The organism is Roseateles sp. GW821-FHT09H10 (genome assembly GCF_059415865.1).
The window spans coordinates 117,305-137,983 of the sequence record NZ_JBWKOB010000007.1; the positions used below are offsets into that span (position 1 = coordinate 117,305).

14 protein-coding genes are annotated in these 20,679 nt (G+C 68.8%); 6 read left to right on the forward strand and 8 right to left on the reverse strand.

The window, feature by feature from the left end:
* The first annotated feature begins 2 nt into the window (after positions 1-2).
* Together AC07OY_RS26560 and AC07OY_RS26565 are read left to right on the forward strand one after the other, a co-directional pair.
* The gene (locus AC07OY_RS26560; protein WP_495045606.1) at positions 3-836 is read left to right on the forward strand and encodes a universal stress protein; all 834 of its coding nucleotides are present in this window, start codon (positions 3-5) and stop codon (positions 834-836) included.
* Positions 837-848: 12 nt separating this feature from the next.
* Positions 849-3,512 (forward strand): bifunctional acetate--CoA ligase family protein/GNAT family N-acetyltransferase, encoded by a 2,664-nt coding sequence (locus tag AC07OY_RS26565; protein ID WP_495045607.1) that lies wholly within the window; start codon positions 849-851, stop codon positions 3,510-3,512.
* An 8-nt stretch (positions 3,513-3,520) separates the two neighbouring features.
* Here the strand turns inward: AC07OY_RS26565 and AC07OY_RS26570 are convergent, their stop codons facing one another.
* Positions 3,521-4,117, reverse strand: a complete 597-nt coding sequence (locus AC07OY_RS26570) for an NAD(P)H-dependent oxidoreductase (protein WP_495045608.1) — start codon at positions 4,115-4,117, stop codon at positions 3,521-3,523.
* 73 nt (positions 4,118-4,190) lie between these two features.
* On the reverse strand, positions 4,191-4,685 hold the full coding sequence (locus AC07OY_RS26575) for an ornithine carbamoyltransferase (protein WP_495045609.1): 495 nt from the start codon (positions 4,683-4,685) through the stop codon (positions 4,191-4,193).
* 201 nt (positions 4,686-4,886) lie between these two features.
* On the opposite strand from AC07OY_RS26575, the gene AC07OY_RS26580 reads away from it, so the two are divergent.
* The 3 genes from AC07OY_RS26580 (at position 4,887) to AC07OY_RS26590 (ending at position 10,734) form a co-directional block, all read left to right on the forward strand.
* Positions 4,887-5,651 (forward strand): Crp/Fnr family transcriptional regulator, encoded by a 765-nt coding sequence (locus AC07OY_RS26580; RefSeq protein ID WP_495045610.1) that lies wholly within the window; start codon positions 4,887-4,889, stop codon positions 5,649-5,651.
* Positions 5,652-5,695: 44 nt separating this feature from the next.
* Entirely contained in the window at positions 5,696-9,058 is a 3,363-nt protein-coding gene (locus AC07OY_RS26585) for a putative bifunctional diguanylate cyclase/phosphodiesterase (protein WP_495045611.1), read from the forward strand.
* 65 nt (positions 9,059-9,123) lie between these two features.
* Complete coding sequence (locus tag AC07OY_RS26590; protein WP_495045612.1) at positions 9,124-10,734, forward strand: methyl-accepting chemotaxis protein; 1,611 nt, start codon at positions 9,124-9,126, stop codon at positions 10,732-10,734.
* Here the strand turns inward: AC07OY_RS26590 and AC07OY_RS26595 are convergent.
* From AC07OY_RS26595 to AC07OY_RS26620, 6 genes are all read right to left on the reverse strand, one after another.
* Positions 10,731-12,800: a PAS domain S-box protein gene (locus tag AC07OY_RS26595; RefSeq protein WP_495045613.1), complete on the reverse strand. Its 2,070-nt coding sequence runs from the start codon at positions 12,798-12,800 to the stop codon at positions 10,731-10,733. The genes AC07OY_RS26590 and AC07OY_RS26595 overlap by 4 nt on opposite strands.
* A complete protein-coding gene (locus AC07OY_RS26600; protein ID WP_495045614.1) occupies positions 12,801-13,526 on the reverse strand; it encodes a winged helix-turn-helix domain-containing protein in 726 nt (241 codons plus the stop codon).
* 105 nt (positions 13,527-13,631) lie between these two features.
* Positions 13,632-16,118, reverse strand: coding sequence for a sensor histidine kinase (locus AC07OY_RS26605; RefSeq protein WP_495045615.1), 2,487 nt, complete (start codon positions 16,116-16,118; stop codon positions 13,632-13,634).
* Between the two features lie 48 nt (positions 16,119-16,166).
* Positions 16,167-16,958 carry a substrate-binding periplasmic protein gene (locus AC07OY_RS26610; protein WP_495045616.1) on the reverse strand — a complete coding sequence of 264 codons (792 nt, stop codon included), beginning with the start codon at positions 16,956-16,958 and terminating at the stop codon, positions 16,167-16,169.
* 24 nt (positions 16,959-16,982) lie between these two features.
* On the reverse strand, positions 16,983-17,741 hold the full coding sequence (locus AC07OY_RS26615) for an HD-GYP domain-containing protein (protein WP_495045617.1): 759 nt from the start codon (positions 17,739-17,741) through the stop codon (positions 16,983-16,985).
* Positions 17,742-17,750: 9 nt separating this feature from the next.
* A complete protein-coding gene (locus tag AC07OY_RS26620) occupies positions 17,751-18,125 on the reverse strand; it encodes a response regulator transcription factor (protein ID WP_495045618.1) in 375 nt (124 codons plus the stop codon).
* A 530-nt stretch (positions 18,126-18,655) separates the two neighbouring features.
* Between AC07OY_RS26620 and AC07OY_RS26625 the strand changes: the two genes are divergently transcribed.
* On the forward strand, positions 18,656-20,659 hold the full coding sequence (locus AC07OY_RS26625) for a methyl-accepting chemotaxis protein (RefSeq protein WP_495045619.1): 2,004 nt from the start codon (positions 18,656-18,658) through the stop codon (positions 20,657-20,659).
* Positions 20,660-20,679: the final 20 nt, after the last annotated feature.

The following is a 20,679-nucleotide window of genomic DNA, read 5'->3' on the forward strand; positions in this document are numbered from 1 at the left end:
CAATGACCTACCGCAGCATCCTCGTCGCCGTCGACGCGACGCCCGCCAACGGTGCCCGCACCGCCATCGCCATCGCGCTCGCCCGTCAGTTCGATGCCCATCTGGTCGGGCTGGCGCCGACGGCCGCCCTGGAAGCCCAGGCGTTGCAGACCGCAGCCGCCATGGCAGACGCCGCGGCCGCCGCCAGTGAACGCCTGCTGGACGAGGCCATGGCCATCGCGCACGCATTCCGCAAGCGCTGCGCCTCGGAAGCCCTGCCATCCTTTGAGGCGCTGGCCGACCCCTCCCCCGCATCGACTTCGCTGGTGCTGCACGCCCAGTGCGCCGACCTGTTGATCATGAGCCAGGCCGATCCTTCGCTCCCCGGCCATCGTCAGCAGGCGGCCGAACTCGAGCAGGTGCTGCTTTCATGCGCCAGGCCCGTGCTGCTGGTCCCCTATACCCACCGCGAGCCGGTTCGCACCCAGCGGGTGCTGGTGGCCTGGGACGGCAGCCCTGAATCCGTGCGCGCCATGACCGACGCCCTGCCCCTGCTGCGCTGTGCTGCGCAGGTCACCGTGATGCACTGGCGCCGGGAAGCGCAGGGCACGGCGCCCTTCGCGCGCCTGGCCGGCCTGCGGCAATGGCTGGCCTTCCAGGGCGTCGATGCCGAGGTGCGCGCCGAGGTCACGGCGCTGGCCATCGGCGATGCGCTGCTCAATGCCGCGTCCGATACCGGCGCGGATCTCATCGTCCTGGGCGCCTATGGGCACGCGCGCTGGACCGAGCGCCTGTTTGGCGGCGTCTCGCGCACGCTGCTGGCGTCCATGACCGCGCCGGTGCTGATGTCCCACTGAACAAGACACCCCATGACGCAACGCCATCTCGAACGCCTGCTCGCGCCCGAGTCCGTCGCCGTCTTCGGTGCGTCGGACCGGCCCGGCCGGGTCGGCACCACCGTCTGGCGCAATCTGCTCGGTGCCGGTTTCAAGGGCGCCCTCGCCCCCGTGAACCCGAGGCTCAAGGAGCTCGACGGCGCGCGATGCTTCGCCGAAGTCGCCGAATTGCCCTTCGTGCCGGAACTGGCCGTGCTGTGCACGCCAGCAGACACCATCGCACCCCTGGTCGAGCAGCTCGGCGCTTTCGGCACGCGGGCGGCCATCGTCGTGACCGCCGGCCTCACGACGCAGCAGAAACAGGCTGCGCTGGACGCCGCGCGGCCACACACGCTGCGGCTGCTGGGGCCCAACTGCATCGGCCTGCTCAGCCCCCACCTGGGCCTGAACGCCAGCTTCACCCAGGCCAGCGCCCTGCCTGGCGAGCTGGCGCTGGTGTCGCAGTCGGGCGCCCTGCTGACGGCCGTGCTGGACTGGGCGAACGCCGAACAGATCGGCTTCTCCCACCTGATCTCCCTGGGCGAGCACATGGACGTCGACTTCGGCGACCTGCTGGACCACCTGGCGGCGGACCGACGCACGCGCGCCATCCTGCTCTATATCGAGTCCATCAACTCGCCGCGCAAGTTCATGTCGGCCGCGCGCGCCGCCGCGCGCACCAAACCGGTCATCGTCGTCAAGGCCGGCCGCGCACCGGCAGGCATGCAGGCAGCCGCCTCGCATACCGGGGCGCTGGCGGGCGAAGACTTCGTCTTCGACGCAGCCATACGCCGGGCCGGCATGCTGCGCGTGGACACGCTGCAAGATCTCTTCATTGCCGCGCAAACGCTGGCGCGCTTTCGCGACAACCCCAGCCGCGAGCTGATCGTGATGACCAATGGCGGCGGAGCCGGCGTGATGGTGGCCGATGCGGCTTCCTCGCTGGGCGTCGCGCTGGCGCGGCCGGGTCCGGCCCTGATGCAGCGGCTCAACGCCGTGCTGCCGGCCAGCTGGTCGCATGGCAACCCCATCGACATCATCGGCGATGCGCCAGCGCAGCGCTATGTGGACACGCTCAAGGCCTTGTTCGAAGCGCCTGAGGCCGGCGCCGTGCTGTTCGTGCATGCGCCCACAGCCATCGTGCCCAGCGAGACCATCGCCCGCGCCTGCGCCCCGTTGATGGACGAGCACAGCGGCCGCGTGCTGAGCTGCTGGATGGGCGGCCACAGCGTCGCGGCGGCGCGTCGCATCTTCGAGGCGGCTGGCATCGCCGGCTACGAGACGCCCGAGGATGCGGTGCGGGCCTTCTCGCTGATGCAGACCTACCGGCGCAACCAGGCCACGCTGCGCCAGACCCCGAGCGCCAGCAAGCAGGCTGAGCCGGACCGCACCAAGGCGCGCGGCATCATCGAAGCTGCGATCGCGGCGGGCAAGGAATGGCTGGATGAGGTCCAGGCCAAGGCCTTGCTGGCCACCTATGGCATTCCCGTGGTGCCCACATTCCGAGCCGCCGCGTCGCCCCAGGCTGCCGCGCAGGCGGCTCGCCGCATCGACGGACCGGTGGTGCTGAAGGTGGTGTCCAGCGCCATCCTGCACAAGTCGGATGCCGGCGGCGTGCGCCTGGACCTGCGGGACGAGGATGCCGTGCTGGCCGCGGCGCAAGACATGCTGGCCCACCTGCAGCTCACGCGCCCCGAGGCCCCGGTCGAGGGTTTCAGCGTGCAGGCCATGGTGCGGCGTCCCCATGCCCAGGAACTGATCCTGGGCGCCCATGTCGACGCCATCTTCGGCCCGGTGCTGTTGTTCGGCCAGGGCGGCATTGCGACGGAAGTGCTGGGCGACCGGGCGGTGGCACTGCCGCCGCTGAATCGCACGCTGGCACGCGAGCTGGTGGAGCGCACCCGGGTGGCCCGATTGCTGGCGGGCTACCGCGGCCGCCCGCCGGCCCATCTCGATGCGCTGTGCGACACGCTGATCGCCGTCGCGCAGATGCTGGCCGACCTGCCGGAAATGGCCGAACTGGACATCAACCCGCTGCTGGCCGACGAGCGTGGCGTCGTCGCGCTGGATGCGCGCGTCCGCCTGTCCTCCACCGCCCCCTCGGGGATGGCGCGGTTTGCGGTGCGCCCCTACCCGGCCGAACTGATTCGCCCCCTGTACTGGCGAGGCAATACCTTGGTCATGCGACCGATCCGCCCCGAAGACGAGGCGCTGCACCGCGAATTCCTGGAGGCCTGCACCCCTGAAGACCTGCGCATGCGCTTCTTCCAGGCGCCACACGCGCTGACGCACGACGATCTGGCCCGCATGACGCAGATCGACTACGAGCGTGAGATGGCCCTGCTCATCGTCGACGAGCAGGCCCCGGGCAGCCCGGCCACGCTGGGCGTGGCCCGCCTGGTGCGCGACCCCGACAACATCAATGCGGAGTTCGCCCTGCTCGTGCGCAGCGACCTCAAGGGGCAGGGTATCGGGCGACTGCTGATGCAGGCCTTGCTGGACTACGCCGCGTCGCGCGGCACCGAGCGCCTGGTCGGCTATGTCCTGCGCGAGAACAGCGCCATGCTGAACCTGCTCAAGCCCATGGGCTTCGACATCCGGCCCGATGGCATGCAGCCCTCGGAAACCCTCGTCGCGAGCCGCGCGGTGGCGCGTTGACCTGCGGCTCAGTCGGCGCGCTCGCCGGCGCGGCGCATGCGCGCCAGCCATTGGGCGGCATCGGCATCCTTCAATCCCTCCACCATGCCGACCAGGGTCTCTCGCACGGGCGCGAAGCCGACGAATCCGAGGATGTTGCGCTCCAGCGATTTGACGCTGTGCGCCCGGAAGTACCAGCGATAGACCAGGGCCGGCATGCCCATGGTCACGACAACCCGGGCCGAACGGCCCTTCAGCAACTTGACGCCCATCGAATCGGGGCCGGCCTTGCCGACCGCGAAGCCGGGGCGCGCCACCTGTTCGAGGAAGGCCTTGAGCAGGGCCGGCATGTCGCCCAGCCACAGCGGGAAGAACAGCGCGACGTGATCGGCCCACTGGATGTCCTCCTGGGCAGGCCGCAGCGCTGGCGGCACCGCGCCCTGCTCCCAGTCCTGCTTGCTGCGCAGCAGCGGAAAGTCAAGCTGGGCGACATCCACGCGCCGAACCTCGTGGCCGGCCTGGCGCGCCCCTTGCGCATAGGCATCGGCCAGCGCGTGGCAGAGGTGGCCGCCGTCCGCGTCGGGATGGCCGAGGATCAACAGGACATGGCGCTTTTGAGAGGTCATGGTGCCACCCTAGCTCGGCGCTCGCCCCCTGGCCTTGCGATGGATCAAGACCTTCGCGCAGATGCCTGCCGCTTCAGCGAACGCTGAGCAGCAGGGCCGCCTGAAGGATGGCGCGGCGCCGCACGGCGGGCGGCGCGTCGACGCCAAGGACATCGACCAGCGCCGCCGTCGGATGATCCTCGGTCGCCAGGCCGGCGAAGACGGGAATGGTGCTGCTCTTCGCGATCTGGCCCACCAGCGTGGCCGGGAGATGCTGGCATTCGACGGCGTCGTAAAGCCTGGCCAGCATCCGGGCCGTGGCGGCGATCTGCTGCGCACTGCTGTTCTCGTCGAGCCCCAGCTGGACACGGGACACATGCGCTCCCAGCGTGGTGGCGGCACGCAGGAACTCGCCCTCGCCCTCCGCGCCCCCGCGCGGCGACACGAACGCGAACTTCTTGCCCTGCAACAGCTTGAGTGCACTGTCGCCGAGCTTGGAGAGCGTCTGTGCCTGCCGGACCAGCGCGGCTGCGTCCTCAGGGCTGGAAAACTCGGCGCTTGTGGCGCCTTGACGGGCTTTTGAACACATTGAGCGCAAGCGTATCGACGCGTCATGCGCCGACATTGACCCAGGTCAACCCCGCCGGATCTGGCTTGGTGTTGTGAAGCGCCGTCACGGCCCGTTTACCGAGTGTTACGCAGTGCGACCGACTGGCGCCTGCCGTTGGCATCGGGTTGGCCGGCGCTGCCTAGCATCGTTTGCATCAAGCCAGCTTCACCGGAGCCCGAGATGCACACGACTTCACACCCTGCCTTCCAACGCGCCGACATCACGGCGCCGCGCACGCCCGACGGGTCCAGCGCAGCGCCCTCGCAGGTCCAGCGCATCGCCGATGGACTGAAGCTGCTGCAGGACGCGCTGAGCCCCACGCGCCGCATCGTGCACGCTGGCGACCTGCTGTACCGCAATGGCGAGCGCTTCGAGCATCTGCACGTGCTGAACTCCGGTTGCTTCAAGCTGCTCAGCGTGTCCGAGAGCGGCGACGAGCAGATCGTCGGACTGAAGTTCCGTGGCGACTGGCTGGGCTTCGGCGGCATCGCCAAGGGCAGCTATGCCTGTGACGCGATCGCCATGGACACGGCCGAAGTCTGGACCCTGCGCTATGACGCACTGCTGCGGGCCTGCGCCGAGCAGCCGCGCCTGATGGCCCTGTTGCACGAAGCCATGAGCAGCGAAATCATGCGCGACCGCGAGGCCAAGACGGCGCTTTGCACACTGCCGGCGGATGCGCGGGTCGCGACCTTCCTGCACGACTGGGCCGGCTCCCTGGCCATGCGCGGCCTGCGCACCGACCAGATCAGCCTGCGCCTGACCCGCGCCGAGATCGGCAACTACCTCGGCCTGACGCTGGAGACGGTCAGCCGGGTGCTGTCGAGGCTGGCCCGGGCCCGCCTGATCGCCTTCAACGAGAAGAGCCGCCGCGATATCTGCATCCCCGACTTCCATGCCCTGGGCAGCTTCAGCGGCCGCCCCGCAGCAGCCGGCCTGCACTGAGCAGAGCGCCCATCGAAGGCGACGCAGCGATCCAGGGAGAAGCCATGAATGCACAGCATCAAGATCCAAGCGCAACTTCACTGAACCCGGCGCCCGAAGGCCAATACGCCAGCCACCAGGCGACTTCACTGCGCCGCCTTGTGCCGCAAACCCCACAGGGACTCGCGGCCGCCTACGCGGCCTTCAGCCTGACATGGATCATCCTGTCGGACAAGCTGCTGCAGGCCGTGGCCTCCGACGTCGCGACGCTGACGGCCGTCAGCCAGGGCAAGGGCCTGGCCTTCGTGCTGGCGACCAGCGGGCTGATCTACTTCGCGGCGGCGCGCGGCCGCCAGACCCGCACCGCCGCGGCGCACCCCAGCGGCTCGGGCAACCTGCTCTGGGTGTTCGCCCTGCTGTCGGCGACGGTGGTACTCGCCAGCCTGGTCAGCTACGCCAGCTCGACCCACAAATCCTACGAGCAGCAGGTGGAGCATCTGCGCCGCGAGGCCGGCCTCAAGGCGGACATGGTGCAAGGCTGGGTCGAAAGGCGCACCGACGAAGCCCGGCAGCTCACCACCGACCCGCAGCTGCGCGCCGGCGTGCAGCGCTGGCGTCGCAATCCGGACGAAGCGCTGACCGCCGATATGCGCCGGCAGCTGCTCCTGCTGCTCGCCTCCTCGCGCTATGCCGACACGCTGCTGCTGGACGAACGGGGCCAGGTGCTGCTGGCGCCGGACGGCCGCGCACGGATGCTGGACTCGGCGACGTCGGCGGGCGCCCGCGAGGCGATGCAGCGCGGCCTGGTGTCCAGCAGCGACTTCCACGCCCAGGCGGGCGAGCCTGACAGCCTGCAGTTCGACCTGTACGTGCCGCTGCCCGGCACCGATGGCCGGCCCGAGACCGTGCTGCTGTTGCGCACAGCGCCGCACCGCACCTTGCTCCCCCAATTGCAGGCGGGCTCCGCCATCGACACCCCGGCAACCCTGTTCTTCCGCCCTGCCAGCCAAGGCCTGCTGGCGATTGGCGCGGACGGTTCGAGCGTGCCTCTCGCCGGGCCACGAGACCCCGCGGCCACCTCGCTGGCCGTCTTGGCCAGCACCCCTTCCCTGGCCGGCACGGTGCTGGACGGCCTGGGCGGTGGCAACGAGGCCCAGGCCGCCGTGGCCGCTCCGGTCCGTGGCTCGGCCTGGTATGTCGCCATGCAGGCGCCTCCCAGCCTGCTGCAGGGCGACGCCATGTCCGGCGCCGCCACCCTGGCCATCGTCAACATCCTGGCCGTGCTGGCGGCCGGGGCGGTCATCTACGGCGCCATGCAGCGCCGCGAACTGCAGGCGGCCTCGCGCATGGCGGCAGCCCATCAGGACAAGGAGCGGGCCTGGAAGATCGCCGAAGCGATCGCCAACAGTTCGACCGATGCCATCTTTGCCAAGGACCTGCAGGGCCGCTACCTGTTCGTGAACCGCGAGCTGTGCAAGGCGCTGGGCCGCACCCCGGAGCAACTGATCGGCGCAGACTTGGCCGGCCTCTTCCCGGCTGACCAGGTGCGACGTCTGCTCGAAGACGACACCGCCGTGCTGCGCTCGGACAGGCCCGTCTGCGTCGAGACTCGGTTGACCATGGCCGGCCGCGAGCGGGTCTACGCCTGCAACAAGGGTCGGCTCGTGGACGCTGAGGGTCGCACCATCGGCGTCTACGGCATCTCCAGCGACATCACGGAGCGGCGCGACCTGCAGCAACGCATGCGCCAGTGGTCGACGGTCTTCGAGGACATCCGCGACGGCGTCGTCATCACCGACCCGCTGGGCCATATCCAGTTGGTCAACCGGGCATTCACCACCATCACCGGCTACGCCAGCACCGAGGCGGTCGGCGCCAGCATGCAGTTGCTGCACTCCGGCCGGCACGACAAGGCCTTCTACGAGGAGATGTGGGCGTCGATGACCCAGACCGGCCATTGGCAAGGCGAGATCTGGAACCGCCGCAAGTCCGGCGAGATCTACCTCGAATGGCTCACCATCAGCGCCGTGCGCGAGGACGACGGCGGCGTCACGCACTACGTGGGCGTGTTCACCGACATCAGCCGCCTCCGGGACAGCGAGGCCCAGGCCGACTGGCTGGCCCACCACGACCCGCTGACGCGCCTGCCCAACCGCATGCTGCTGCAGAGCCATCTCGAGCAGGTCTTGCTCAAGGCCAGCCGCCACGAGAGCCGGGCGGTCGTCATGGTGCTCGACCTCGACGGCTTCAAGACCGTCAACGACAGCCTGGGCCATCCGGCCGGCGATGAACTGCTGGTCTGCGTCGCCGAGCGGCTGAAGAAGCGCCTGCGCCACACCGATTTCCTGGGTCGGCTCGGCGGCGACGAGTTCCTCGTCATCCTCGACGGCGGGTCGGGCGCCGACCGCATCGCCACCCTGGCCGGCGACCTGCTGGCCACGGTCGCAGCGCCCATCGCCCTGTCCTGCGGCCAGGACGCCTATCTGACGGCCAGCATCGGCATCAGCACCTTCCCGGACGACGGCAGCGCTTCGGCCGTGGAATTGCTGCGCGACGCCGACACCGCGCTGTACCGCGCCAAGGACTTGGGCCGGAACCGCTGCTGCTTCTACACCGACGACATGAACGGCAAGGCCATGGCCAAGCTCGACCTGGAAGCCGCGCTGAGCCGCGCCGTCGAGCGCGACGAGCTGCTGCTGCACTACCAGCCCAAGGTGGACGCCCACAGCGGCGAGACCGTCGCCGCCGAAGCCCTGCTGCGCTGGAACCGGACCGGGGTCGGCCTGGTGTCTCCCGGCGATTTCATTCCGCTGGCCGAGCACAGCAGCCTCATCCTCGCCATCGGCGCCTGGGTCATCGACACCGCCTGCCGGCAGATCCGGACCTGGATGGATGCCGGCCTGCCGGTGGTGCCCATCGCCGTCAACGTGGCCGCGCGGCAGTTCGCCGCGGGCGACCTCGACGCCGTCGTGGCCCAGGCCCTGGAACAGCACGGCGTGCCGGCCCGCTGCCTCGAGCTGGAGCTGACCGAGGGGATGCTCATCAGCAACCCACAGGCGGGAACGCTGATGCTGCAGCGGCTGCGTGACCTGGGCGTCAAGGTGTCGCTGGACGACTTCGGCACCGGCTATTCCAGCCTGGCCTATCTGCAGCAGTTCCCGATCGACGCGCTGAAGATCGACCAGTCCTTTGTGTGCCGCATCGGCGAACAGCCCGACGGCGAGGCCCTCGTCGACGCCGTCATCGGCCTGGCCCACCGCCTGCGGCTGCGGGTCGTGGCCGAGGGCGTGGAGACCGCCGCCCAGCGCGAGCACCTGCGGCGCCAGGGCTGCGACGAGATGCAGGGCTACCACTTCGGCCGGCCGGACACGCCCGAGGCGCTGCAGCGAAGGCTGGCCGCCGAAGCGGACCTGGCACCCGTTTGCTGACCACCCCGGCCTTTCATCAACCCCTCTTTCACCAGCATCGCCGCCGTTGCGGCAGGGAGACTTCCATGCGCACCAATCTGCCAGTCACTGATCGCGAATACCCGGTTCCGGCCGACCGCAACCTCGTCTCGACCACCGACCTGAAGGGCCGCATCCTGCATTGCAACGCGGCCTTCGTGGACGCCAGCGGCTATTCGCGCGACGAGTTGCTCGGCCAGCCCCACAACATGATCCGGCACCCCGACATGCCGCCGGAGGCGTTTCGCGACCTGTGGGCCACGATCTCCGCCGGCCAGCCCTGGTCCGGGCTGGTGAAGAACCGCCGCAAGGATGGCGACCACTACTGGGTGCTGGCCAATGTCACGCCGCTGGTGGAGAACGGCCAGCCCATCGCCTTCCTGTCGGTGCGCTCGGCACCCAGCCGAGCCCAGATCGACGCGGCCGAGCGGCTCTATGCGCAGATGCGCGACGAACAGCAGGCGGGCCGGCTGGTCCACAGCCTGCACCGTGGCCAGGTGCAGCGCCGCGGCTGGCGCGGGCGTCTGGGCCGTGCCCTCGCCTCTCAGCCCTGGCTGGGCCTGGCGCCGAGCTATGGCGCCGTGGGCGCGCTGGGCTTGCTGCTGGCGAGCCAGGGGACCTGGGTGGCGGCCTGCGGCGTCGTCCTGGCCGCATCCGTTGCGGCGGCCATGACTCAACAGAAGCTCAGCCGTGGCCTCATGCATGTCGAGCGCTATGCCAACCAGCTCGCCGCCGGTGACCTCAGCCACACCCTGGCGCCCAGCGGCGACCGCCAGAGCCGTGGGCTCGAGCAGGCCCTGGCTCAACTGGCGGTCAACATCCGCTCGCTGGTCTCCGACACGCGCGCCGAGTTGGACCAGATGAACCGCGTCAGCCGCGAGATCGCCCAGGGCAACCGCGATCTGGCCCAGCGCACCGAATCGCAGGCCGCCAGCCTGGAGGAGGCTGCGGCCAGCATGGAGCAGATCACGGCGACTGTGCGCCAGAGCACCGACACCACTCACCTGGCCAATGGCGTGGCCACGGAGCTCAGCGGCGTTTCCCGCGCGAGCGCTCAGGTGGTGCACTCGGTCACCGAGACCATGAGCGGCATTGCGAACTCCTCTCAGAAGATCGCGGACATCATCCAGGTCATCGACAGCATCGCCTTCCAGACCAACATCCTGGCCCTCAATGCGGCCGTCGAATCGGCCCGCGCGGGCGAGCATGGCCGCGGTTTCGCGGTCGTGGCCAGCGAAGTGCGCGCCCTGGCCCAGCGCAGCTCCACCGCGGCCCGCGAGATCAAGCAGCTCATCCTGGCTTCCACCGAGCAGGTGCAGGCCGCCGAACGACAGACGGACAGCGCGCGATCGAGCATCGACACGACGCTGAAGGCGGTGGAGAGCTTCACCACCCTGATCGGCGACATCGACCGTGGCGCCCAGGAGCAGTTGCTGGGCATCTCGCAGATGCATGAGGTCATCCAGCAGATGGACGGCTTCACCCAGCAGAACGCGGGCCTGGTGGAAGAGCTCGCCGGCTCTGCGCAGCAGGTGCTGGCCCAGTGCGAGGAGGTGAGTGCCGCCTTGCGCGTCTTCCGGCTGGAGCGCAGTTCCGCCGCACGCATCCAACCCGACGCGGTCGGCCTGAGGCGTGCCGCCCGGCTGGCCGCGGCCTAAGCGGCCAGGGCGCGCGCAATCGCCTGTGCCAGCTCGGACCGTGAGTAGGGCTTGGGCAGCAGCTCCCAGCTCGGCGGCGAATCGCGATCGGCGTCCAGCAGTTCAGCCGAGAAGCCCGACATCAGCAGGATGGCCAGCTGCGGCAGCCTCTGCTGCGCCAGCCGCGCCAGTTCGGTACCGCGCATGCCGGGGCCCAGCGCAATGTCGGTCAACAGCAGTTCGAAGCGCGAATCGGGCGTCAGCAGCAGCAGGGCCTGCTCGGCGCTGGCACAGACCGTGACCTCGCAGCCCAGGGTATCGAGGAAACGCCGTGCCACCGAGCGCACCTCGGCATCGTCCTCGACCATCAGGACTTTCAGGCCCGCAGGCACGGTGTCCGCGGCCTGCGCCACTGCATCGCCTGCCGGCTGATCGCCCCAGGGCCGCGGCAGGTAGAGCGAGATCGTCGTGCCGACGCCGGGCGCCGAGTCGATGGACACCGCGCCGCGCGACTGCTTGACGAAACCGTAGACGGTGCTCAGGCCCAGGCCCGTGCCGCGTCCGGCCTGCTTGGTCGTGAAGAAGGGTTCGAAGGCCCTCTCCTTGACTTCTTCGGGCATGCCGGACCCGTTGTCCGAGATGGCGATGCGCACAAAGCGCTCGTCCTGGGCGCTGACGTCGTCGATCTCGCGCCGCACGTCGGCTGGCAGGCTGCCCGCCAGGCCTGCACTGAAGCGCAGCGAGCCGCCGTCGGGCATGGCATCACGCGCGTTGATGGCGATGTTCAGCAGGGCCGACTCCAGCTGCCCCGGGTCGGCCAGCACGCTCGGGCAGCCCTGAGCGATGTCGACCTCGATGGCGATGCGCTGGTCGAGCGTGCGGCGCAGCATGTCCGCCAGCGACAGCAGCATGGCCCCCACGTCGACGGCGTCGGGCTGCAGCACCTGGCGGCGCGAGAACGCCAGCAGCTTGCTCGTCAGCTCCGCGCCGCGCTTGGAGGCGCGTGTGGCCGCGCCGACGAGCTGCTGGGCGTATTCCTCGCCCGACAGCAACGGCAGCTCCTCCAGCACCTGCAGATTGCCCTGGATGACGGTGAGCAGGTTGTTGAAGTCGTGGGCAATGCCCCCCGTGAGCTGCCCCACGCTCTCCAGGCGCTGGGCGTGGTTGAGGGCCTCCTCGCTCTGGGCGCGCTGCAGGCAGGTGGCCAGCAGGCTGGCCAGCGCCTGCAGGAAGCGCTGCTCATCGTCGCCGAACCGCTTCGACTGGCGGGAACGCACCTTCAGCGCGCCAATGACGCGCCCGCGGTCCAGCAGCGGCACCGCCAGCGCGCTGACCAAGCCGGCTTCGAGATAGGCCGGCGGCACCGCAAAGCGCCGTTCATCGCGAAAGTCCTCGACCACGACCGATTGCCCCTGGGCCAGCACGAAGCCCAGCGGCGTGTCGCCACGATTGGGCACGATGGCACCGACCGCCTCGCCGGCGATCAGCCCCACCCCGCCGGCGACTCGCAACTCGAGCCGGTTGCGCTCCAGCAGCAGCACGAGGGCCATCTCGACCTCCAGCGCCTCGGCGGCGATGGTGGGCACCTGCTGCAGCAGCAGTTGCGGATCGCGCCCGTCCGCGGCCAGACGCCCCAGCTGCGCCAGATGCTCGCTGTAGCGCGCCCGCTGCAAGGCCTGCTTGACGCGCGGATAGCCGCCAATGTCGCGGATGGCCGCCACCACGAACGGCAGCCCATGGTCCTGCAGGGGGCTGAGGGCGATCTCCACCATGACCTCGCTGCCGTCGCGGCGCTTGGCCACCAGCTCCATTTGCGTGCCCATGGGCCGCGAACGCGGTGCGTGGGCATAGGCGTGGCGATAGGACGCGTGCCGCGGCCGGATGCTGTCGGGCACCAGCTCGTCCACGCTCAGGCCGACCAGCTCTTCCGTGGCATAGCCCAGCAGCGCGGTCGCGGCAGGATTGGCCAGCACGATGCTGCCGGCCGCATCCACGAGCAAGAGCGCGTCGGGATAGGCCGAGAACAGCGAGCGGTAGACCGTGAGGTCGTCGACGGCCCGCGCCGGGCTGGTCGGGGCGGCGTCCATCTAGCGGACCGGTTCCACCGGTGGCACGAAGATGTAGCCCGCCCCCCGCACCGACTTGATGATCTGGGGGTTCTCGGCGTCGACCTCCAGCTTCTTGCGCAGCCGCCCGACCTGCACGTCGATGGTGCGATCGAAGGGCGCGGCGTCGCGGCCCCGGGTCTGCTCCAGCAGGAAGTCGCGCGACAGCACGCGGCCGGCATGCTGGATCAGGGTCGCCAGCAGCTCGAACTCGCCGGTGGTGAGCCTCACCTCCATGCCGCGCGGGTCATCCAGGCGGCGGGCCGCCAGGTCGAGCCGCCAGCCGAGAAAGCCCAGGCCGGCGCTGCCTGCCGGCGCGCTCGCGGCAGCAGCAACGACGGGCTCGATGCGCCGCAGCACCGCCTTCATCCGCGCCACCAGCTCGCGCAGGTCGAAAGGTTTGGTGACGTAGTCGTCCGCGCCGATCTCCAGGCCGACGATCTTGTCGACGGAGTCCCCGCGCCCAGTGATGATGACCAGGCCGCAACGCCAACGCTCGCGCAGCTGCCGTGCGATCGCGAAGCCGTCTTCTCCAGGAAGGCCCAGGTCGAGCAGCACCAGCAGCGGCGGGTCGCTGGCCATCAGCTCCATGAGTTCCCGGCCGGAGCGCAGTTGCGTCGTGCGAAAGCCGTGGCCGGCCAGGTAATTGGCGAGCAACTCGGTGATGGCCGATTCGTCATCGACGACGGCAACGTGCTGGTTGATCACAGCGTCGGCACGGCTGAAGCGTTATGTTGATGAGGGCATTCTTGCACCTATTCAGTGCCGGGCGAATCAGCATGCAAGCATGCGGCAAGCCTGAGTGCGACGGCTTCAGTAGGAGGTATGCAGTTGCGAGTCTCCAGGCAGGCGCTGGGGCAGGAAGATGCGGAACAGCGCCCCTCCACCGGCGCGATTCTCGGCCGTGATGCGGCCGCCGTGGATCTCGACGATCTTGCGGCAGATGGCCAGGCCCAGGCCCGTGCCGCCGGAACCGTCCTTGGTATGGCTCGATTGCACGAAGGCCTCGAAGATGGATTCCAGTTCGGCTGGCGGGATGCCAGGCCCACGGTCTGCGACCGCAATCATCACTTCGTCCTGGGGCGTGCCGGCGCACTCGATGCGCAGCTCCGCTCCGTCGGGCGAGAACTTGATCGCATTGGCGACGACGTTGCGGATGGCCTGGTGGATGCGCGACGGGTCGACCTTGCCCACCATGGGCTCTTCGGCCATGCGCATAGACAGGCGCAAACGCCGTTTGCCCAGCAGCGGATCCAGCTCGCGCAGCACCGATTGCACCAGCCCCCGCAGGTCGCAACGCTCCAGATGGAAGGTGCCCACGGCGCTCTCGATCTTGGAGACGTCCAGCAGGTCGTTCACCAGGGCCAGCATGCGCTGGCCGGAGCTGTGGATGTCGGAGAACATGCCGGCCAGCTTGGGCGTGTCGCGGCCGCGCGTGAAGCCCAGCTCCGAGAAGCCGAGGATGGCCTGCAGGGGCGTGCGCAACTCGTGGCTGATGTTGGCGACGAACTCCGACTTGGCGCGTGAGGCCTCTTCGGCCGCATCGCTCGCCTCGCGGGTGGCGCGCTCGGCGTCACGGAATTCGCTGACGTCCATCAAGGTGCACAGGATGCCCGCGGGGCCTGTCGCATCCCCAGGCACCAGCACCTTGGTGACCACCATGTCGCGGTGCGAACCGTCGCGGTGCTGCACACGCGTCTCGTAGCGCACCTTGCCGCCGTAGGCGAGCAGCCTTGCATCCTGCTGGGCATGCAGCTCCGCCTCTTCGGAAGGCAGATTGGCCCCGACCGGGCTCCCGACAACCTCTGCCCGTGTTCTGCCAAGAAAGTCTTCCCAAGCCTGATTCACCATGACGTAGCAGCCCGAGGCATCGAACATCGACACCGGCAACGGGCTGAGCTCCAGCAGCAGGGCCGTGAAGGCGAGTTGATGTTGCAACTGCTGGTCGGACGCGACGCGCTCGCTGACGTCCATGGCGCTGCCGGCAAAGCCCACGATGCGACCCTCGCCGTACAGCGGCACGACCGCGAGCAGGAAATGGCGGGGCTTGCCATCCCGGGCGGGAATGCAGACCTGTGCCTGGCGCACCCCGCTGCGGTCGTCCAGCTGGAAAAGATCCGCCGTACGCCGCTGATCCGCCGCAGCGACCAGGTCCTGCAGCCGCTTGCCCTTGGCCTGATCGACGCTCTCGTCGCTGATCGCCGCCCAGCGCGCGTTGACGAAACTGATGGCGCCGCTGGCATCGGTGCGGAAGATCAGTTCCTGAACGCTCTTGAGCAGCACGCTGAGCTCGCGCTCGCGCAGCGCCACCTGGCCATGCGCCCCGTCCAGCGCCGTGCGGGCCTTCTCGCGGGCATTCATCTCGCGCAGCAGCGCCCAGCCACCACCTGCAATGGCGAGCAGGGCCAGCAGGCCGACCGCTCCGAGCCAGCGCACGCGTTCGCGCCAGGTCCGCAGCACCATCTGTTGCGCCAGCTCGACGACGACGACCAAGGGGCGTGAGCGCGAAGCACGGTAGGCCACGACCTGCGGCCCAGGTTGCGCACCGCTGCCGATGTACTCGCCATGCTCGCGGGCGGGCAGCCAGCTCTGGAACACCGGGTGCCCCTGGATCTGACCGCCCGGCTCCAGCGCCAGCTCGTCGTTGGCCGCCACCAGCCGGCCATCCCAATTGCTGAGCAGCGCCACGCCGCCCTCATCCGACAGGGCCACCTGCTGGAAATTGGCCAGCGCGCCCGGGTTGATCAGCGCAACCAGCAGCAGGCGTCGCCCGCCAGGGCCACGCAGCGCGCGCAGCAGCGGCAGCATGCCCACGCCGGCCGCCCGCGGCGCCTTGGCGCCCGTCGCGAGGTCGGCCAGGCTGCGGCCAGGCCGCAGCGCCAGCAAGGCATCCTTGCCGTCCTGAGGCAGCGGGCCGAGCCTGCCCAAGTCGATGCGCAGCCCCTGCTCGGCGACGGCGGAACTCGCCAGCACCACCCCGTCTTCGTCCAGCACCGCGGCGCCGCGCAGGAAGGGCAGGCTGCTGAGCAGGCTCTGGCCCAGCAAAGGTTGCAGTCGCTGCGGCTGCGCGGAGGGTTGCTGGGCGATGCCCTCTGCAAGCGTCTGCAGGATCAGCGACGCCGACTCCACCGTGCGAGTGACGTGGTCCTCCAGCGTGCGCGCGATCAGCTCGGCGCGGTCCTGGGCATTGTTCAAGGTCTCGCGGCGCTCGTACTCCGCCAGTGCCGACAGCGCCGCGACAACGGCCAGGGCCAGCATGGCGGCCAGTACCTTGGCAAGGATGCGCGCGCGGCCAAGCATGGGGTAGCCCCCACTCGGCGGCGATGTCCTTGGGTGGCGCGGCATGCGCTAGCGCGCCACGACGATGTCCGCCAGCCCATAGCGCTTGGCGGCGGCGAGCAGCCGGCCGTCGCGCTTGATGGCGACGACGAATTCGTCCAGCCGGGCCAGCCAGCGCGCATCGCCCCGCTTCACGGCGTAGCCATAGGGCAGCACGAAGAAGGGCTTGGGCGGCGCGACGAGGCGGGCCCAGTCGGCGTTGTCCAGCAGGCGACGGCTGTAGGGGTAGTCAGTCATGAAGACATCGACACGGCCGGCCTCGAGCTCCTGCTCGCGCGTGGCGGGCGGGCGGACGACGGTCATGCGGGCCTGCTTGAGCGCGTCGCGCATGACAGGCTCCATGAAGGTCCCGGCCTGCACCGCGACGACGACGCCGGGCTGGTCGATGTCGGCCCAGCTGCGCACGGTGCGGCTGGACCGGGTGGTGACGCCGTAGATGTCGCTTTGCAGATAGGGCTCGGTGAAGGCCAGTTGCTCCTTGCGGCTGGGCAGGATGCCGACGGCGAACATCGCCACATCGCAGCGGCCGGCGTTGACGTCAGCCGCCAGCTGGGGGAAGGAGGATTCGACGTACTCGATGCCGACGCCCAGCTCACGGGCCAGCTCGGCGGACAGGTCGATGTCGATCCCGCCGAGCTGGCGGGTGCGCGGGTTGCGGTAGGTCACGCCGTAGTAGTCGGGCCAGATGCACACATGCAGCTTGCCGCTGGCGCGCAGGCGCTCGAGGGTCTGGGCCTGCGCCGGTGCCGCGGCGAGTACCAACCCGGCCAGGGCAATGGTCAATTTGAGGAGCATGGTCATGGCGGTTCTTGCTGGATGGGGCCGTCAGTCCTGCTCGGCCAGTTCCTCGAAGCTGGGCGGCTGGCGATTGATGGTCTCGCGCAGCTCGATGAGAACAGCGGCATCGTCCAGGAAGGCATCGACCACCCACGGGTCGAAGGCGGCGCCGCGCTGCTTGATGAGCATGTCCAGCGCCACGTCGTCCGTGAAGGCCTTGCGATAGCAGCGATCCATCGTCAACGCGTCGAAGAAGTCCACGACCGCGACGATGCGGCCCGACAACGGAATGGCCTCGCCGGCCAGGCCGCGCGGGTAGCCGCCCCCGTCCCAGCGCTCATGGTGCGTCAGCGCCACTTCGGCCGCCAGCTGGAAGAGGGGCACGCGCGAGCGGCCCAGGATGTCGGCACCGATCTCGGCGTGCCGGTTCATCGAGAGCCTTTCGTCAGGCGTGAAGCCGCCGGGCTTCTTCAGGATGATGTCGGGAATGCCGATCTTGCCGACATCGTGCATGGGTGCGGCTCGACGCAGCGTGCGCGCAAACGCTGCGGGCTGTCCGAGGGCCAGGGCCAGGGACTCGGCCAGATAGCCGATGCGCACCATGTGCACGCCGGTGTCGTCGTCGCGGAAGTCTGCCGCCAGCGCCAAGCGGAGCAAGGCCTCGTGATGAGCGCGTGTGACTTCGCGCAGCGCCTCGTTGCGCTCCAGGTACATGCGGCGCAGGTCCACCACGATGCGCTCCATCTGCGCGGCGGCGGCATCGTCGAAGCTGCGGTCGGCGCAGGGGGTGTCGGTCGGGGTCAACATGAAGCCTCCTCAGGCGCAGACCCAGAGCTGGGCGATGCAGTCGATCAACTGCAGTGGGCTGAAGGGCTTGACCAGATAGGTGTCCGCCCCGGCCTGCAGGCCGGCCTCGCGATCGCTGGCCTGGCCTCGTGCGCTCAACATGATGATGCGGGCGCCATGGCCGGCCTTTGCATCGCCGCGCAGCCGGCGGCAGACGTCCAGCCCGCTGAGGGCGCCCGGCATCATCACGTCCAGCAGGATCAGGTCGGGTTGCAGCTCCTCGGCCATTGCCAGTGCGACTTCGCCGTTGGGCGCCTCGCGGATGTCGTAGTCCTCGAACTCCAGCGTCATGCGGATCAGGCGGCGGATGTCCGCGTGGTCTTCGACGATCAGGATCTTCTTCATGGCAGTTGGATTTCGATTGCAATGACGCAAGTGTCATATGTATCAAATTTACCGTCTATGCCTGAGGCATCCGCTTCCGTCGACATCCGGAACAACTTCTCGCCCGACCACCAATCCGCCCCGGAAAGCCGCCGGCAGTGGCGCACAGGACGACAGGTCGCAGACAGGCGTTCATTGATCCAGATCAATATGGATGGGCGTTCCCTCTGGTAGGCGTCGTGGCGCAAGGCGTTCGAGCCGATTTCCGTTCGGTCGGCGAGTTGCCAGCACCGTTGAAAAGTCACGGCGCCCAAGGTCTCAAGTTACAAATATCATTTGTATCAATTACCATCGATTTCAATTCTTGATGACGGCCAGCACGCGGATGGGCGCACTGTGATGCAAATCACAGCGCGCCTTCCGGATGAATTCCGCCTCCAAGACTGACCTGCCCCGCTTGATCTTTCGCAAATGAGACGCCTCAGCGGGCCCCTGTAATGAAGACGCCGTCGCCGCTGCGACCGGCGGATATACCCCGAAGGACCTTCCCCATGCACACCCTCGACCTCGATGCTGATTCACCTCGCCAAGGCCTGAGGGGGAAGGCGTCGCCCCGCCGCGGCTACTTCGTCCACCACGGTCCTTGGGCCGTCGGCGTGCGGTTGTTCCGCAGACTCAAGTTCGCATCCAAGGCCGGCCTGATTTCGCTGGCGTTCCTGGTACCGCTGGTCATCCTTGCCGGGGTGTTCCTGCGCGATGGCCAGGCAGCCATCGACTTCGCCCGCCACGAACTGGCTGGCGTGGCGGTCGTTGCCAAGGTGGAGCCCTGGTTGATCGAGGCACAAAAGCAGCGCCGCCTGCTGCTGTCCGGCGCCGCCGCAGCGATCGACTGGGAGGCCATTGCCAAGCAGCAGTCGGAGGTACGGGTGATCGTGGACAGCCTTCCGCATGGTCTGGACGTCCGCGCCGAAATGGCCAAGCTTGAGCAGCAGCAGCAGGCCTTGAGGTCGGTGTCAACGCAGAACGGCATTGACGCCTTGGAAGTGCCGCTGCAGGCCTACATAGACGCCTTGGAGGACTTCAGGACCGTGGTGCTGGACCGTTCCAACCTGACCCTTGACCCGGATCAGGACACCTACTACCTGATGAGCATGTCGACGGATGCCATCACAGATGTCATCGAGTCGGTCTCCCGCTCTCGCGCCATGGCCGGGTCGGCGGCCCGTCGCGGCACGACCGCCCCTGCGCAGCTGCACGAGCTCTATGGCGTGTGGTATGCCGGCAAGGAGAGGATCGTGGCCATCACCCAGGCAGCCCAACGGGCTGGCGAAGCCAATGCCGACGTGCGCCGTCAACTTCACGCCGAGGAAGCAGCAACCGCCGCACGCAGCTTCTACGAAGCTTCGGCCCAATCCTGGTTCGGCGACGAGTTCAAGGCCGACGTCCAAGAACTGTCCAAGCCTGGTCAGGCCGCCGTGGACTCACTGCGCTCCTTGGGCGCTCGTTCGAACAAGATGCTCGGCGAACTGGTCCAAGCCCGGATCGACGGCACTGTCTCGACGCGCAACATCGTCCTGATCACCACGGCGGCATCGCTTCTGATCGCCGGCTACCTCTTCTACGCCTTCTTCCTGGTCATGAATGGCGGCCTGCAGGAAGTCAGCCGCCATCTCACCGCCATGACCGACGGCGACCTGACGACCTCGCCCCGCCCCTGGGGACGCGATGAAGCGGCAGACCTCATGCTGTTGCTCGCCAACATGCAGCACAGCCTGCGCCAGATGGTCCTCAAGGTGCGCGCCGCGTCCGACGGCATCGTCGACGCCAGCACCGAAATCGCGGACGGCTCCAACGACCTCTCCGCCCGCACCGAGCAAACCGCCGCCAACCTGCAGCAGTCGGCCGCAGCCATGGAAGAGATCGGCGCCACCGTGAGGCAGACGACCGATCACACCCAGGAGGCCACGCGCATCGCCTCGCACAACGCCAGCATTGCAGGCCGTGGCGGCGAGGTGATCCAGTCGATGGTCCTGACCATGGAGGACATCCAGGCATCCTCCAAGAGGATCAGCGACATCATCAGCGTCATCGACGGCATCGCCTTCCAGACCAACATCCTGGCCCTCAACGCGGCCGTTGAGGCCGCCCGTGCCGGCGAGCAGGGACGCGGCTTCGCCGTCGTGGCGTCCGAGGTGCGGGCCCTGGCCCAGCGCTCGGCCGGCGCCGCCCGTGAGATCAAAACCCTCATCTCGACCAGCGTCGAGAAGGTCGAAAGCGGCACGGGCATCGTGCGCGAGGCCGGATCGGCGATCTCGGACATCGTGAAGTCCGCCGACCACATCAACACGCTGCTTGCGCAGATTTCCGTGGGGTCGGATGAACAGAATCAGGGCATCGGCCAGGTTGGCAGCGCGGTCCAGGAACTCGACCGGGCCACCCAGCAGAACGCAGCCATGGTGGAGCAGACCGCGGCAGCAGCGTCGGCGCTCAGGGACCAGGCCAAGGATCTTGCCGCCGAGGTCGCGCGCTTCAAGTTGCCTGGCGAAGCCGCGTGAAGGCAGCCAGTCGCCCCGTC